The sequence below is a fragment of the Saccharothrix sp. CCNWYY140 genome, assembly GCF_037401995.1.
In the GTDB taxonomy this organism is placed as follows: domain Bacteria; phylum Actinomycetota; class Actinomycetes; order Mycobacteriales; family Pseudonocardiaceae; genus Actinosynnema.
The window spans coordinates 1-15,216 of the sequence record NZ_JBBEGC010000040.1; the positions used below are offsets into that span (position 1 = coordinate 1).

14 protein-coding genes are annotated in these 15,216 nt (G+C 71.9%); 10 read left to right on the forward strand and 4 right to left on the reverse strand.

What is annotated here, in order from left to right; all coding sequences use genetic code 11:
- Positions 1 to 245: 245 nt before the first annotated feature.
- Complete coding sequence (locus WBN91_RS19255) at positions 246 to 1,736, reverse strand: CoA-acylating methylmalonate-semialdehyde dehydrogenase (protein WP_337725276.1); 1,491 nt, start codon at positions 1,734 to 1,736, stop codon at positions 246 to 248.
- Positions 1,733 to 2,734, reverse strand: coding sequence for a LacI family DNA-binding transcriptional regulator (locus tag WBN91_RS19260; protein WP_337725275.1), 1,002 nt, complete (start codon positions 2,732 to 2,734; stop codon positions 1,733 to 1,735). Before WBN91_RS19260 ends, WBN91_RS19255 begins: the two co-directional genes overlap by 4 nt.
- 129 nt (positions 2,735 to 2,863) lie before the next feature.
- Here WBN91_RS19260 and WBN91_RS19265 point away from each other — a divergent pair, with 129 nt between their 5' ends.
- From WBN91_RS19265 to iolD, 9 genes are read left to right on the forward strand one after another with little or no spacing between them, the layout of a single operon-like run.
- Entirely contained in the window at positions 2,864 to 3,865 is a 1,002-nt protein-coding gene (locus WBN91_RS19265; RefSeq protein WP_337725274.1) for a Gfo/Idh/MocA family protein, read from the forward strand.
- A complete protein-coding gene (locus tag WBN91_RS19270; protein WP_337725273.1) occupies positions 3,862 to 4,722 on the forward strand; it encodes a TIM barrel protein in 861 nt (286 codons plus the stop codon). Before WBN91_RS19265 ends, WBN91_RS19270 begins: the two co-directional genes overlap by 4 nt.
- 22 nt (positions 4,723 to 4,744) lie before the next feature.
- Entirely contained in the window at positions 4,745 to 5,755 is a 1,011-nt protein-coding gene (locus tag WBN91_RS19275) for a sugar ABC transporter substrate-binding protein (protein ID WP_337725272.1), read from the forward strand.
- A gap of 13 nt (positions 5,756 to 5,768) precedes the next feature.
- Positions 5,769 to 6,815, forward strand: coding sequence for an ABC transporter permease (locus WBN91_RS19280; protein WP_337725271.1), 1,047 nt, complete (start codon positions 5,769 to 5,771; stop codon positions 6,813 to 6,815).
- The gene (locus WBN91_RS19285) at positions 6,812 to 7,591 is read left to right on the forward strand and encodes an ATP-binding cassette domain-containing protein (RefSeq protein ID WP_337725270.1); all 780 of its coding nucleotides are present in this window, start codon (positions 6,812 to 6,814) and stop codon (positions 7,589 to 7,591) included. The genes WBN91_RS19280 and WBN91_RS19285 overlap by 4 nt, the downstream gene beginning before the upstream one ends.
- Complete coding sequence (gene iolC / locus WBN91_RS19290; protein ID WP_337725269.1) at positions 7,588 to 8,517, forward strand: 5-dehydro-2-deoxygluconokinase; 930 nt, start codon at positions 7,588 to 7,590, stop codon at positions 8,515 to 8,517. Before WBN91_RS19285 ends, iolC begins: the two co-directional genes overlap by 4 nt.
- A complete protein-coding gene (locus WBN91_RS19295) occupies positions 8,514 to 9,416 on the forward strand; it encodes a Cgl0159 family (beta/alpha)8-fold protein (RefSeq protein ID WP_337725268.1) in 903 nt (300 codons plus the stop codon). The genes iolC and WBN91_RS19295 overlap by 4 nt, the downstream gene beginning before the upstream one ends.
- Positions 9,413 to 10,294 carry a 5-deoxy-glucuronate isomerase gene (gene iolB / locus WBN91_RS19300; RefSeq protein ID WP_337725267.1) on the forward strand — a complete coding sequence of 294 codons (882 nt, stop codon included), beginning with the start codon at positions 9,413 to 9,415 and terminating at the stop codon, positions 10,292 to 10,294. The genes WBN91_RS19295 and iolB overlap by 4 nt, the downstream gene beginning before the upstream one ends.
- On the forward strand, positions 10,291 to 12,147 hold the full coding sequence (gene iolD, locus WBN91_RS19305) for a 3D-(3,5/4)-trihydroxycyclohexane-1,2-dione acylhydrolase (decyclizing) (RefSeq protein ID WP_337725266.1): 1,857 nt from the start codon (positions 10,291 to 10,293) through the stop codon (positions 12,145 to 12,147). The genes iolB and iolD overlap by 4 nt, the downstream gene beginning before the upstream one ends.
- A 4-nt stretch (positions 12,148 to 12,151) precedes the next feature.
- Here iolD and WBN91_RS19310 read toward each other — a convergent pair whose 3' ends face one another.
- Entirely contained in the window at positions 12,152 to 12,976 is an 825-nt protein-coding gene (locus WBN91_RS19310) for a hypothetical protein (RefSeq protein ID WP_337725265.1), read from the reverse strand.
- A gap of 102 nt (positions 12,977 to 13,078) precedes the next feature.
- Positions 13,079 to 13,765 (reverse strand): Crp/Fnr family transcriptional regulator, encoded by a 687-nt coding sequence (locus tag WBN91_RS19315; RefSeq protein ID WP_337725264.1) that lies wholly within the window; start codon positions 13,763 to 13,765, stop codon positions 13,079 to 13,081.
- A gap of 350 nt (positions 13,766 to 14,115) precedes the next feature.
- Here WBN91_RS19315 and WBN91_RS19320 point away from each other — a divergent pair, with 350 nt between their 5' ends.
- Positions 14,116 to 15,180 carry an NADH:flavin oxidoreductase/NADH oxidase gene (locus WBN91_RS19320; RefSeq protein ID WP_337725263.1) on the forward strand — a complete coding sequence of 355 codons (1,065 nt, stop codon included), beginning with the start codon at positions 14,116 to 14,118 and terminating at the stop codon, positions 15,178 to 15,180.
- Positions 15,181 to 15,216: the final 36 nt, after the last annotated feature.

Sequence of the window (15,216 nt, forward strand, 5' to 3'; positions counted from 1 at the left end):
CCCAGGCCGGACGGGGAAAGAAACCGAGGCCCTTCCCGTGGTCGCTGCCGCTTGGCTTGCGCCTTCGGCGGAACCGCGCTTCGCGCGAAAGCACGCGGCCGGTTGGGGCGGGGGTTGAGTGGGCTTGCGGGCGGCGGTGGGAGGCGGACTGGAGGTTCGGGATGTCCGGCGGTGGGCTGGAGAAGGTTGGGGGATGTCCAGCGGCGGAGTGAGCTGTCGGTGGCGGGATCGTTGCCGGGTGAGGGTCAGCCGTGGGTGGGGAAGCCCAGGTCTACGCCGTGTTGGCGGGGCCACCGGGCGGTGATGGCTTTTGCCCGGGTGTAGAAGCGGATGCCCTCCGCCCCATGCACATGCGTGTCGCCGAACAGCGAGTCCTTCCACCCTCCGAACGAGAAGTACGCCATCGGCACCGGAATCGGCACGTTGATGCCGACCATCCCCACCTGCACTCGACGCTGGTACTCCCGCGCCGCCAGTCCATCCCCCGTGTAAATCGCAGTGCCGTTGCCGTACGGGTTGCTGTTGACCAACTCCACCGCATCCTCAAACGTCGGCACCCGCACCACCCCCAACACCGGACCAAAGATCTCGTCCCGATACACCGACATCTCCGGTGTCACGTGGTCGAACAACGTTGGTGCCAGCCAGAAGCCACCCTCATGCCCCTCCGGCGCGTAACCCCGGCCGTCCACCACCAGCGAAGCACTCTCCGCGACACCAGCGTCCACATAGGACTGAACTCGATCCCTGTGGGCCCCAGTCACCAAAGGACCCATCTGCGCACGAGGATCGGTACCAGGCAGAGTGACCAGGGAACGGGTGCGTTCGGCGATCTTCTCCACCAACTCGTCACCAACGTCACCCACCGCCACCACCACGGAGATCGCCATGCACCGCTCGCCGGCACTTCCATAACCCGCCGACACAGCAGCATCCGCCGCGACATCCAAGTCCGCGTCGGGCAGTACGACCATGTGGTTCTTGGCACCACCCAACGCCTGCACGCGCTTGCCGGCAGCAGTGCCCCGCGCGTAGACGTGCCGGGCGATGGGTGTGGACCCGACGAACGACACGGCTGACACATCAGGGTGGTCCAGCAGGGCGTTCACCGCGACCGCGTCGCCCTGCAACACGGTGAGCACCCCATCAGGCAGCCCGGCCTCCTGGAACAACTCAGCCAAACGGACGGACGCGGACGGGTCGCGTTCGGACGGCTTGAGCACGAAGGCGTTGCCGGCGGCGATGGCCACGGGGAACATCCACATTGGCACCATGACCGGGAAGTTGAACGGCGTGATCCCCGCGACCACGCCCAACGGCTGGCGCAGCGAGTACGCGTCCACCCCGCGTGACACCTGCTCGGCGTGTTCGCCCTTGAGCAGGTGGGGGATGCCGCACGCGAACTCGACGACCTCCAAACCGCGCTGCACCTCGCCGGCCGCGTCGGACAGGACCTTGCCGTGTTCGGCGGTGATCAGGGCGGCGAGTTCGTCGCGGTGGTCGTCCACCAACTGCCTGAACTTGAACAGCACCCGACTGCGCGTGGACAGCGAGGACTCGCCCCACGCCACCGACGCCTTGAGCGCCGATTCCACGGCGGTGTCCACGTCGGGCTGGTCTGCCAGCACGACCCGACGGGCTACCGAACCGGTGGCCGGGTCGAACACGTCCGAGGTGCGGGTGGCGGTGCCGGTGGTGCGGGTGCCGTCGATCCAGTGGGGGATGGTGGTGCTCAACGGGGTCCTCCCGGGGCAGCGGTGGTGTTGCGGACGACCAGGGACGGGTGCAGCAGGTGCCGGACGGGGTCGGTGCGCTCCCCGCGCACGCGTTGCAGCAGCGCCTCGGCGGCCAGGCGGCCGAACTCGTTGCGCGGCTGGTCGATCGTGGTCAGGGAGACGTGGCGGAGGGCGGCCAGCGAGGTGTTGTCGTAGCCCACTACCGACACGTCCTGAGGCACGCGGAACCCGGCTTCCTCCAGTGCCGAGATCGCGCCCACGGCGTTGAAGTCGTTGCAGCACACCAAAGCCGTGGGAACCTCGCCGTCGCGCAACAGCTCTTGCACGGCCTTCGCGCCGGCGGCGTCGGTGTACTCGCTGGCGACCACGCGCGGCGGTAGGCCGTGTGCCTCCATCGCGGCGAGGTAACCGCGACGGCGGGGTGCGGACTGGGTGCCCTCGCCGCCGTCGAGGTGGGCGATCCTGGTGTGCCCCAACGACACCAGGTGGTCGACGGCCAGTGCGATGCCGCGTTCGCCGTCGTCGTTGATGGTGTCCACGGTGGACAAACGCGAGGATCGGGCGACCAGGACCACGGCGGTCTGGTCGGCCGCCGACTTGATCGCCGCCGACGGCACCACCGGGGACAGCAGCGCGAGACCGGCGGGCCGGAAGGACAGCAGGCTGTGCACCGCGCGCCGCTCGCGGGCGGGACTGCGGCCACCGGTGTTGATGATCAGGTCGAAGCCCTGCTCGCTCGCCACCGCGTCGAGGCCGTCCACGACCTCGGCGAAGAACGCGTTGTGCAGGTCGGACACCATCACGCCGAGCACGTGGGACGTGCGGCTGGCCAGCGAGCGGGCCATCGCGTGCGGCGAGTACCCGAGTTCCTCGGCTGCCTTGAGGACCGCGTTGCGCCGCTGGTCGCTCACCTTGGGTGACCCCCGCATCACCAGTGAGACCAGCGCGCGGGACACCCCGGCGCGGGCGGCGACGTCCTCCATCGTGGGCCGGACCACGGGCACCTCCCTCGCGAGTTGCGAAACTCGCCCTTGACTTCGGTGTGACGGAGGCTACAGCATTGGAGCGCTCCAACCAATAGAGCGCTCTAACGCCAAGCCCCTCCTACCAGGACGGAGACCCTCCGGATGCGGATCGGAGTTGCCGGAGTCGGCCGGATCGGCACCATGCACGCCACCAACCTGGCCGGGCTCGAACAGGTGGACGAGGTGCTGCTGTACGACCCCGTGCCGGGCCGCGCGGCCCAGGCGTCGGCCGGCCTGCCGGGCACGAAGAGCGTGGACGACCTGACCGACCTGCTCACGGCGTGTGACGGCGTGCTGCTCGCGACGCCCACCACGACCCACCCGGCGCTGCTGCGCGAGGCGGTCGCGGCGGGCGTGCCGACGCTGTGCGAGAAGCCCATCGCCGCCGACCTGGACGAGATGACCGCGCTGGTCGCGGACGTGGAGAAGTCCGGTGTCGAGGTGCTCGTCGGCTTCCAGCGCCGGTTCGACCCGGCCGTGGCCGAGCTGCACCGCCGGCTGCGCGCGGGCGAGGTGGGCGACGTCTACCTGGTGCGGGCCATCGGCAACGACGCCGACCCGCCCGACTTCTCCTACCTGCCGCACTCCGGCGGAATCTTCCGCGACCTGCTGATCCACGACCTGGACGCGGTGCCGTGGCTGGTCGGGCAGCCCGTGGTGGAGGTGTACGCGTCCGGGTCGGTGCTGGTCCACCAGGCCTTCGCCGACGCCGACGACGTGGACAACGCCGTCGTGCTGCTGAAGTTCGCGGGCGGCGCGCACGCCACCCTGGCCGGCGGCCGGCACGACCCGCTGGGCTACGACCACCGCATCGAGGTGCTGGGCAGCAAGGACTCCCTGGCCGTCGGCCTCGACCCGCGCACGCCCCTGACCTCGCTGGAACCCGACGGCCCGCGCGCGCACGACGCCTACCCCGGCTTCCCGGAGCGCTTCCACCGCGCCTACCTCAACGAGATGGCGGTGTTCGTCGACGTGGTGGCGGGCAGGGTGGCGAACCCGTCGCCGGCGCGGGAGAGTCTGATCAGCCTCCAGCTCGCCGAGGCCTGCGAGCGGTCGCGGCGGTCTGGTGCCCCGGTCCGCATCGACGCGGAGGTGACGGCATGAAGATCGCCGGTGCGCCCATCTCGTGGGGCGTGTGCGAGGTACCGGGGTGGGGCCGCGTCCTGGACCCGACCCAGGTGTTGGGCGAGATGGCGTCCCTGGGGCTGAAGGCCACCGAACTCGGACCGCCGGACTACCTGCCGTCCGACCCGGAAGAGTTGAAGGGGCTCCTGGACCACCACGGACTCCAGCTCGTCGGCGGGTTCCTCGCCGTCACTCTGCACACCGACGTGCAGGCCACGGTGGGCGAAGCTGACCGGGTCGCCCGGCTGCTGGCCGCCGCCGGTGCGGACGTGCTGGTGCTGGCCGCCGCCACCGGCCTCGACGGCTACGACGAGCGCCCCGACCTGACCGACGACGAGTGGCGGACCCTGATCGACACCGCCGCCCGCATCCGCGACACCGCCGCCGGTCACGGTCTGCGCACCGTGCTGCACCCGCACGTGGGCACGCACGTCGAGCGCACCGCCGAGGTCGAGCGGTTCCTCGCGGACTCCGACCTGCCGCTCTGCCTGGACACCGGCCACCTGCTCATCGGTGGCACGGACCCGGTCGAGCTGGCCCGCCGCCACCCCGAGCGGATCGGGCACGTGCACCTGAAGGACGTGCGGGCCGACATCGCGGCGACCGTGCGCGACGGGGAGACCGGCTACATGGCCGCGGTCCAGCAGCGCATGTACGTGCCGCTGGGCGACGGCGACGTGGACGTGCGGGCGCTGGTGGGACTCCTGCGGGACAAGGGGTACACCGGCTGGCTCGTCCTGGAGCAGGACACCGCCTTGCGGGACGCCGACCCCGTCGACACCCCGGTGCACGACACCGCGCGCAGCCTCGCGCACCTCACCCAGTTCACCGGTTGACCAACCCCAGCGAGGAGAGACGATGACGTCCGTTCCCCGTTCCCCAAGGGCGAAGAAGGTCCTGCGCGCGGGCCTCGCGGCAGCAGGGATCGCGCTGCTGGCCGCGTGCAGCGGCCCCGCCGCGACCAACCAGGGCGAGAACAAGGAGAACACCGGCGCGGCGCAGCCGGGCGGTGACCTGCGGGTCGCGGTGATCTCGCACGGCACCGCGGGCGACGCGTTCTGGAACGTGGTGAAGAACGGCGCGACCGACGCGGGCAAGCAGCTCGGCGTGACCGTCGACTACAACTCCGACGGCGACCCCGGCCGCCAGGCCACCCTGATCGACAACGCGGTGTCGCAGAAGGTCGGCGGCATCGTGGTGTCGATGGCCAACCCGGACGCGTTGAAGAGCTCGATCGAGAGCGCCGTCAAGGCGGGCATCCCGGTCATCACGATCAACTCCGGCGGCGACAAGAGCGCGTCGTTCGGCGCGCTGGCGCACGTCGGCCAGGAGGAGAGCGTCGCGGGCGAGGAAGCCGGTCGCAAGCTCAAGGCCGCGGGCAAGACCAAGCTGCTGTGCGTGATCCACGAGGCCGGCAACGTGGGCCTCAACCAGCGCTGCGACGGCGCCCGCACGGGCTTCGGCGGCACCGTCACCAACCTCCAGGTCGACATCAACAACCCGACCGACGTGGAGTCCCGCATCAAGGGCGCGCTCCAGACCGACCCGTCGGTGGACGCGGTGCTGGCGCTGAACCCGCAGGTCGCGGTCAGCTCGGTGAGCGCGGCCAAGGGCGCGTCCTCCAAGGCGGCGGTGGCCACGTTCGACCTGAACGCGGACGTGACGGACGCGATCAAGTCCGGTGACGTGCTGTTCGCGGTCGACCAGCAGCAGTACGAGCAGGGCTACCTGCCGATCGTGATGCTGAAGCTGTTCCGGGACAACGCCAACACCGTCGGCGGCGGCAAGCCGGTGCTCACCGGGCCGGGCTTCGTCGACAAGTCCAACGTGGACAAGGTCGCCGAGTACGCCAAGCGCGGCACCAGGTAAGGGGACGACGAGGATGGCTGTGGCCGCGGAAGCACCACTGACGGACGAACGGCTCGGGTCGCCGAGGTTGCTGGACCGGCTCGTGGTCCGACCGGAGATCGGCGCACTGCTGGGCGCGCTGCTGGTGTTCGTGTTCTTCTCGGTGGTCACCGAGCAGTTCCTGAGCCCCGGCGGCGTGGCGACCTGGCTGGACGACGCGTCCACGCTGGGCATCATGGCGGTGGCGGTGGCCCTGCTCATGATCGGCGGCGAGTTCGACCTGTCCGCCGGCGTGATGACCGCGTCCACCGCGCTGGTCACGGCCATCCTCGCCACGCGCCTGGGCTGGAACGTCTGGCTCGCGCTGCTCGCGTCGCTGGTGTTCGCGCTGGCCGTGGGCGCGTTCAACGGGTGGCTGGTGATGCGGACCGGCCTGCCCAGCTTCATCGTCACGCTCGGCACGTTCCTGGGCCTCCAGGGCATCAACCTGGGTGTGACGCGCCTGGTCACCGGCACGGTGCAGGTGTCGGGCATGCGGACCACGGAGGGCTACGAGTCGGCGGGCTACCTGTTCGCCTCGACCTTCGACATCGGCGGCACGTCGTTCCGGGTGTCGATCCTGTGGTGGGTCCTGGTGACCGTGCTGGCGTCGCTGGTGCTGGTGCGGACCCGGTTCGGCAACTGGATCTTCGCGGTCGGCGGGGCTTCCCAGGCCTCCCGCGCGGTCGGGGTGCCGGTGGTGCGCACGAAGGTCCTGCTGTTCATGACCACGGCGGGCGCGGCGTGGCTGGTGGGGTCGATCAACATCCTGCGGTTCACCAGCGTGCAGGCCAACCAGGGCATCACGCTGGAGTTCCAGTTCATCATCGCGGCCGTCATCGGCGGCTGCCTGCTGACCGGCGGGTTCGGGTCGGCGGTGGGCGCGGCGATCGGCGCGCTGATCTTCGGCATGGCCCGGCAGGGCATCGTCTACGCCAACTGGAACAGCGACTGGTTCCAGCTGTTCCTCGGCGTGATGCTGCTGGCGGCCGTGCTGGTCAACAACGCCCTGCGGCGGCGGGCGGAGAGGGTGCGGCGATGACCCGGCTCATCGAGGTGAAGGACATCGGCAAGACCTACGGCAGCGTGATCGCGCTGCGGGACGTCTCCACCGTGGTGAACGCGGGCGAGGTCACCTGCGTGCTCGGCGACAACGGCGCGGGCAAGTCCACGCTGATCAAGATCCTCGCCGGGGTGCACAAGCACGACCGGGGGACGTTCCTGGTGGAGGGCGAGGAGATCGCTTTCTCGTCACCCCGGGAAGCACTCGACCGGGGCATCGCGACGGTGTACCAGGACCTGGCCGTGGTGCCGCTGATGTCGGTGTGGCGCAACTTCTTCCTCGGCTCGGAGCCGACGGTCGGGTTCGGGCCGTTCAAGTTCCTCGACCGCAGGAAGGGCCGCGAGATCACCAGGACGGCCCTGGCCGAGATGGGCATCGACCTGCGGGACGTCGAGCAGCCGGTGGGCACCCTGTCCGGCGGCGAGCGGCAGTGCGTGGCGATCGCGCGGGCCGTGCACTTCGGGGCCAAGGTGCTGATCCTGGACGAGCCGACCGCCGCGCTGGGCGTGAAGCAGGCCGGGGTGGTGCTGAAGTACGTGGCGCAGGCCCGGGACCGCGGGCTCGGGGTCGTGCTGATCACCCACAACCCGCACCACGCCTACCCGGTGGGCGACCGGTTCCTGCTGCTCAAGCGGGGTCGCGCCCTGGGCTGCTACGAGAAGTCCGAGATCAGCCTCGAGGAGCTGACCCGGCAGATGGCGGGCGGCGCGGAGCTGGAGGCGCTGGCGCACGAGCTGCGGGGCGTCGCCGGATGACCGTCGAGGTGCTGACCGTCGGCCGGGTCGGGGTGGACCTGTACCCGGAGCAGAGCGGCGTGCCGCTGGCCGGCGTGCGGACGTTCGCGAAGTCCCTGGGCGGTACGGCGACCAACGTGGCGGTCGCCGCCGCCCGGCTCGGCCGGTCGTCGGCGGTGCTGACCAAGGTGGGGCCGGACGGGTTCGGGCCGTACGTGCGGGAGGCGCTGGAGGGGTTCGGGGTGTCGTCGGCGCACGTCGGCACGGCCGAAGGGCTCCAGACGCCGGTCGTGTTCTGCGCGCTGGACCCGCCCGAGGACCCGCCGCTGCTGTTCTACCGGTCGCCCCTCGCGCCCGACCTCGCCCTGGAGGAGGCGGACGTGCCGTGGGACCTGGTCGCGGACGTCCCGCTGCTGTGGGTGACCGGGACGGGCGTGTGCGCCGAACCGGCCCGCACGACCCAGCTCAAGCTGCTCGACCACCGGGGCCGGCGCGCGCACACCGTGTTGGACCTGGACTACCGGCCGATGTTCTGGCCGGACGTGGACACCGCCCGCCGCGAGATCGGCCGGCTGCTGGACCACGTGACGGTCGCCGTGGGCAACCGGGCTGAGGTCGAGGTGGCCGTGGGCACCGCCGACCCGGACGAGGCCGCCGACCGCCTGCTGTCCCGCGGCCTGGACCTGGCCGTGGTCAAGAAGGGCGCGGAGGGCGTGCTGGTCGCCACCCCCGAGGGCCGCTGGACCGTCCCGCCCCACCCGGTGGACGTGGTGTGCGGCCTGGGCGCGGGCGACGCGTTCGGCGGGGCGCTGGTCCACGGCCTGCTGGCCGGCTGGGACCCGGTCCGCACCGCCCGCTACGCCAACGTGGCCGGCGCGCTGGTCGCCTCCCGCCTGGCCTGCGCCGACGCCATGCCCACCCCGGACGAGATCGAGGCACACCTGTGATCACCGACGAGCAGTGGCGGCGCCTGCTGGACACCCGGGCCACCGACCCGGGGGCCGTGCGCCGGGCCTACCTCGCCCGCCGCCGGCGGGACCGGCTGCTGTCCGACCGGGGCACGCTGTTCCTGGTCGCGGCCGACCACCCGGCGCGCGGCGCGCTGGGCGTCGGCGCGGACCCGCTCGCGATGGCCGACCGCCGGTCCCTGCTGGACCGCCTGCTCACCGCGCTGGCCAACCCGGCGGTGGACGGCGTCCTGGGCACCCCGGACGTCATCGAGGAGCTGCTGCTGCTGGACGGCCTGAACGACAAGGTCGTCATCGGCTCGATGAACCGGGGCGGCCTGGCCGGCGCGGACTGGGAGATCGACGACCGGTTCACCGCCTACGACCCGACCGCCATCGCCGCGTGCGGCCTGGACGGCGGCAAGATGCTGCTGCGCCTGGTCGACTCCGACCCCGGCACGGTGCCGACCCTGGAGAGCTGTGCCGCCGCCGTGTCCGCGCTGGCCGAGCGCGGCCTGATGGCGATGGTCGAGCCGCTGCCCTACGAGCGGGACGCCGAAGGCCGCCTGGTGCTGCGCAAGGACGCCGCCGCCCTGGCCCGCGCGGGCAGCGTGGCGGCCGGTCTGGGCGTGACCTCGGCGCACACCTGGCTCAAGCTGCCCGCCTCGCCGGACGAGGTGCTGGACGCCACCACACTGCCCGCGCTGGTGCTGGGCGGGGTGCCCTCGGCCCGGCCGGAGGACGACCTGGCGTCGTGGGGCCGGTCCCTGCGCCACCCGACCGTGCGCGGCCTGGTCGTCGGGCGTGCCCTGCTCTACCCGCCGGACGGCGACGTGGCCGGCGCGGTGGAAGCCGCCGCCGAGGTCCTCCGCACCGCGCGCACCGGGGTGAGCGCATGAGCCTGCACCGGCCCCTGGGCACCCTCTCCGACGGCGAGAACGCGGTCGACCTGCATCCCGAGGACGCCGGTTGGGCGTACACCGGCCTGCGGGTGCTGCTCCTGCACCCCGGCCAGTCCCGGACCATCGACACCGGGGAGTTCGAGGCGTTCGTGCTGCCCCTGTCCGGCGGCTGCGTTGTCGAGGTCGACGGCGAGCGCTTCGAGCTGGCCGGCCGCGACTCGGTCTTCACCCGGGTCACCGACTTCGCGTACGTGCCCCGGGACGCCGTGGTCACCCTGTCGACCCGCGAGGGCGTGGAGGTCGCCCTGCCGATGGCCCGCGCCGAGCGCAGGCTCACGCCGAGGTACGGACCGGCGGAGGACGTGCCGGTCGAGGTGCGGGGCGCGGGCAGCGCCACCCGGCAGGTCACCAACTTCGGCGTGCCGGGCGTGTGGGACCACGCCGACAAGCTGATCGCGTGCGAGCTGATCACCCCCGACGGCAACTGGTCGTCCTACCCGCCGCACAAGCACGACGACACGTGCGAGGTGGTCAACGAGGAGATCTACTACTTCCGGGTCGCCGGCCGCGACGGGGTGACGCCGTCCCGCGAGGGCTTCGGCTTCCACCGCACCTACACCGACGACGGCACGATCGACGAGGACGTGACCGTCCGCGACGGCGACGTCTTCCTGATCCCGCGCGGCTACCACGGCCCGTGCGTCGCCGCGCCCGGCTACCCGCTGTACTACCTGAACGTCCTGGCCGGCCCCGGCGCCGACCGCTCGATGGCGTTCTGCGACGACCCCGCCCACACGTGGGTCCGCGACAGCTGGCGCACCCAGCCGCTGGACCCGCGCTGCCCGGTCACCACCGCCGAAGGACGGACGGCATGAACCTCACCACGGCCCAGGCCCTGGTCCGCTGGCTGCTCGCCCAGCACACCGAACTCCTCGACGGCTCCACCGCGCCGCTGTTCCCGGGCGTGTTCGCGATCTTCGGCCACGGCAACGTCCTGGGCCTGGGCAACGCCCTGGAGGAGCACCGGGACGACCTGCCGGTCTGGCGCGGCCACAACGAGCAGGGCATGGCGCTGGCCGCCGTCGGCATCGGCAAGGCCACCCACCGCCGTCAGGTCGGGGTGGCGACCTCGTCGATCGGTCCGGGCGCGCTGAACATGGTCACCGCCGCCGGCGTCGCCCACGCCAACCGGCTGCCGCTGCTCCTGCTGCCCGGCGACACCTTCACCAGCCGCGCCCCCGACCCGGTGCTCCAGCAGGTCGAGCACTTCGGCGACCCCACCACCACGGTCAACGACGCCTTCCGCGCGGTCAGCCGGTACTTCGACCGGATCACCCGCCCCGAGCAGCTCCTGGCCACGCTGCCCCAGGTCGCCCGCGTGCTGACCGACCCGGCCGACTGCGGCCCGGTGGTGCTCGCGCTGCCCCAGGACGTGCAGGCGGAGTCCTACGACTTCCCGGACGCCCTGTTCGCCCCCGTCGTGCACCGCCCGCAGCGCCAGCGCCCCGACCTGCGCGCCCTGACCGCCGCGGCCGACGTGGTCCGCACCTCCCGCCGGCCGCTGCTGGTGCTGGGCGGCGGCGTGCGGTACTCGGGCGCGGCCGGGCGGGCGCTGCGGTTCGCCGAGCAGCACGGCGTGCCCGTCGTGGAGACCACCGCCGGGCGCACCCTCGTCCCGCACGACCACCCCCTGCACGCCGGCCCCCTCGGCATCACGGGCTCGACCAGCGCGAACGTCCTGGCCGCCGAAGCGGACGTGGTGCTCTCGGTCGGGACCCGGTTGCAGGACTTCACCACCGCGTCCTGGACGGTCTTCGCGCCGGACGCCCGCCTGGTGTCGCTCAACGCGGCCCGGTTCGACGCGGTCAAGCACGGCGGCCTGGCCGTGGTCGCCGACGCCGACGAGGCGCTGCGTGAGCTGACCGACCTGCTGGGCACGTGGCGCGCCGACCCGACGTGGTCCGACCGGGCGGCGGTCGAGCGTGGCCGCTGGGACGCCCACATCGACGGTCTGCGCGCGCCCTCGGATGGTCTGCCGACGTACGCGCAGGTCGTCGGCGTGGTGAACGCGGCGAGCGGTCCCGAGGACTACGTCGTGACGGCGTCCGGTGGCCTGCCCGGCGAGCTGATCGGCGGGTGGCGGGCGGTCGGCGAGGCGACGATGGACGTCGAGTACGGGTTCTCCTGCATGGGCTACGAGCTGGCGGGCGCCTGGGGCGCGGCCATCGCCCGGGAGGACGGCGTGGTCACCACACTGGTGGGTGACGGCTCGTACCTGATGCTCAACTCGGAGCTGTTCTCCGCCGCGTTCGCCGGGCACGGGTTCGTGGCCGTGGTGTGCGACAACGACGGCTACGCGGTGATCCACCGCCTCCAGACCGGCCACGGCGGTGCGGGCTTCAACAACCTCTACGACGACTGCCGCACCGAGCACGCCAAGCCGCCGCGCACCGACTTCGCGGCCCACGCGGCGGCGATGGGCTGCGCGGTCTTCCCGGTCGACGGCCTGGCCGACCTGCCCGAGGCCTACCGCGCCGCCCGCGAGGTGGCCGGGACCGAGCGGCGGCCGGCCGTGGTCGTCGTGCGCACCCACCCGTCGTCGTGGACGGAGGCGGGCGCGTGGTGGGAGGTCGGCGTGCCCGAGGTCTCCCACCGCCCGCAGATCGCCGCCGCCCACGCCGAGGTGAGCGCCGGCAAGGAACGCCAGGTGCGCTACCTGGGTGGTTGAGCGGTCAGCTGGTGCCGAAGTGGGAGCCGCGCTGGTCGTTGTTGTGGAAGTTCTGGATCACGTCGGCGCGCTGCCAGGTCGGCACGTGCGCGTCCCGGCCCGCCTGGACCACCGTCGACCCGCCGGTGGCCACGGCGTTCTGGTTGACCGAGCCCGGGTGCACCGGCTCGGCGGGCAGCGCGTCGGCGGGCTGCGGGCCGGCGTCGGTGGCCTCGGCGGCCTCGGCGGGGCCGAGGTCGAGGGCGTGGACGTCGGCGTTGGGGATCCACATCCACCCGTGTCCGACGTAGGTCTTCTCCCGCACCTCGACCCGCCGGAAGTCCGCCGCGCGCAGGGTCGTGTGGCCGGGCAGGATCAACGTGGAATACACGATCTCCGACAACACGACGACCAAGTCGGCGTCGGGGAATTGGTCGAGCGCGAGGTGCGCGGCCTTGCTGTTCAACAAACGCGAAACAAGTACGGAATCCTGTCCCGGGAATCCGTTCGCGCCGTCCACGATGGCGCCGTGGTGGATGGCGAGGCGCAATCGGGCGCGCGCTTCCGGGACGCGGTAGCGGTTGGCGGCGGCCAGTTCCGCGTTCAGCGCGCGGACGTACTGGTCGACGACGACGTGTTCGGGCGCGTCGGAGGGCAGGACGGCCCACTCCTCGTCGCCCTTGGGCTGGCGGGTCCAGGTCGAGCGGTCCAGGCCGGCGGCGCTGCCCGCCCGGTCCAGGGAGCGGACCAGCAGGTCCTGGAGGTCGCGCTGCAACTGGTCGTCGGCCGCGCCGTAGCGCCGCAGGTCACAGCAGACCAGCAGGCTGCGCCGGAAGGTGGCAGGACTCATGGGGGCTTCGGCCTTTCGACGTCGGTGCGGTTTCACGGGCTCGCGAAGAGTCACTGTGGACGAACGCACCGCAGTCAATGCCGCATTTCTGCGGACTCGCCCTCAGATCCCCGCGAATTTCCGCAAGTTCTCCAGGTCGGGCACCAGCACGTCGCGCCGCAGGTGGCTCACCACCACGCCCGCCTTGCGCAGGTCGCTGAACGCCTTCTCCGCCGTTCGGGGCTTCATCCCGGCGATGGAGGCCAACTCGACCTTGGTCAGCGGAATTCCGAGGGTCCAGCCGTGGGCCTCTTCCCGGCCGTAGGTCTGCACCAATTCGACGAGCACCCGCGCCACCCGTTCGGCGGCCGGGTGGGACAGGAAATCGCGGCGGCGCTGGTTGGCCCAGCGCAACCGGTCGTTGATCATCCCGATCAATTCCACGAACACGTCGTTGCGGCGGTGCAGGAAGCTCATCAGCTCCCCGCTGGTGATCAGCTTGGCCACCACGTCGCCGCACGTCACGACCGTGGCCGAGCGCGGTTTCTGGTCCAGCGCGGCCATCTCGCCCACCAGGTCGCCCGCGACGCGGATGGCCAGCAGGGCGGTGTCGCCGGTCTCGTCGGTGGTCTGCACCTTCACCACGCCTTCGAGCAGCAGAAGGACGTGAGTGTCGTTCGCGTCCTGCTCGATGACGTCCCGGTCGGCCGTGTACCGCACGACCGTGCCGATGTTCAGCAGCTCTTGTCGGGTGTTGTCGCGGAGGCGACCCAGCAGGCTGTTGCTGGGCCACACGGGATCCGATGGCATCGAGGTCGGCATGGGCAGCATGTGGATCCTGTTACTGTCGTGACCGGCGGGAACTGGAATTCACCTACCGACCGGTGTGGGGCGGCAAGTGATGGTCTCCCCGAACGTGCTGCGGACAGTACACCCGAATGGGCGTAACTGACCCTGTCTTCCCGAGCGTTTTGCGCGCCGACCCCCCATTCAAGATCACGTGCTAATGCACGCGCAATACCGAATCGAATGGAATGTGGCTGCTCCCGCGCGGTGGGAGGTCGTTCACCGGGGGAACAACGCGTCCGATCCGGGACCTTGGACCCGTCGTGGGGCCCGAAGGACCCGTCGTCACGCCGGAACCACCCGAGGAGACGCAGGTGAGTGCGCTGTTCAGCCGATTGACCCTCCGCTCGGTCACCCTCCCGAACCGGATCGCCGTCAGCCCGATGTGCCAGTACTCCGCTCGGGGCGGCCTGCCCGACGAGTGGCACCTGGTACACCTCGGCTCGCGTGCGGTCGGTGGCGCGGGACTGGTGTTGACCGAGGCTACCGCTGTGTCGCCGGTCGGCCGGATCTCACCCGCGGACACCGGGCTGTGGAGCGACGCGCACGCGGAGGCGTGGCGGCCCGTCGCGGCGTTCATCCGCGCGCAGGGGGCGGTGCCGGGGGCGCAACTCGGGCACGCCGGACGCAAGGGGTCGACCCACCCGCCGTTCGACCCGCGCCACGGCGGCGTGTCGGACGAGGAGGGCGGCTGGACGCCCGTCGCCCCCAGTGCCGTCCCATTCAGTGGGACGTACCGGGTGCCGCGGGAGCTGACCGAGGCGGAGATCGCCGGGATCGTCGAGGACTTCGCCGCGGCGGCCCGGCGGGCGGTCGCGGCCGGGTTCGAGGTCGTGGAGGTGCACGCGGCGCACGGCTACCTGCTGCACCAGTTCCTGTCGCCGCTGAGCAACCACCGCACCGACGGGTACGGGGGCAGCCTGGAGAACCGCGTGCGGCTACCCCGAGAGGTGACGGCGGCGGTCCGCGCGGCGGTCGGCGACGACGTGCCGGTGCTCGTCCGCATCTCCGCCACCGACTGGGTCGAGGGCGGCTGGGCGGTCGAGGACAGCGTCGTGCTGGCCCGGAGCCTCGCCGAAGCGGGCGCGGACCTGGTCGACGTGTCCAGCGGCGGCAGCGTCCCCCACCCCGACATCCCGCTGCGGCCCGGCTACCAGGTGCCGTTCGCCGAAGCGGTGCGGAGCAAGGCCGAGGTGCCCGTCGGGGCCGTCGGCTTGATCACCGACGCCCGGCAGGCGGAGGCCGTGCTCGCCGAAGGGGCGGCCGACCTGGTGCTGCTCGGGCGGGAGCTGCTGCGCGACCCGTACTGGCCGCTGCGCGCGGCCGTCGAACTGGGGGTGCAGGTCACTCCGCCGAAGCAGTACGCCAGGGCGTTCTAGGGCCGCGTCAAAGGTCGGGCTGCCGGCGGTAACCGG

What these genes read in the sequence shown, in the direction of transcription:
- iolC (WP_337725269.1), top strand. Translation starts at nt 7,588, where the DNA reads ATGACCGTCGAGGTGCTGACCGTCGGCCGGGTCGGGGTGGACCTGTAC.
- iolB (WP_337725267.1), top strand. Translation starts at nt 9,413, where the DNA reads ATGAGCCTGCACCGGCCCCTGGGCACCCTCTCCGACGGCGAGAACGCG.
- WBN91_RS19310 (WP_337725265.1), bottom strand. Translation starts at nt 12,976, where the DNA reads ATGAGTCCTGCCACCTTCCGGCGCAGCCTGCTGGTCTGCTGTGACCTG.
- iolD (WP_337725266.1), top strand. Translation starts at nt 10,291, where the DNA reads ATGAACCTCACCACGGCCCAGGCCCTGGTCCGCTGGCTGCTCGCCCAG.
- WBN91_RS19315 (WP_337725264.1), bottom strand. Translation starts at nt 13,765, where the DNA reads ATGCCATCGGATCCCGTGTGGCCCAGCAACAGCCTGCTGGGTCGCCTC.
- WBN91_RS19265 (WP_337725274.1), top strand. Translation starts at nt 2,864, where the DNA reads ATGCGGATCGGAGTTGCCGGAGTCGGCCGGATCGGCACCATGCACGCC.
- WBN91_RS19270 (WP_337725273.1), top strand. Translation starts at nt 3,862, where the DNA reads ATGAAGATCGCCGGTGCGCCCATCTCGTGGGGCGTGTGCGAGGTACCG.
- WBN91_RS19285 (WP_337725270.1), top strand. Translation starts at nt 6,812, where the DNA reads ATGACCCGGCTCATCGAGGTGAAGGACATCGGCAAGACCTACGGCAGC.
- WBN91_RS19275 (WP_337725272.1), top strand. Translation starts at nt 4,745, where the DNA reads ATGACGTCCGTTCCCCGTTCCCCAAGGGCGAAGAAGGTCCTGCGCGCG.
- WBN91_RS19280 (WP_337725271.1), top strand. Translation starts at nt 5,769, where the DNA reads ATGGCTGTGGCCGCGGAAGCACCACTGACGGACGAACGGCTCGGGTCG.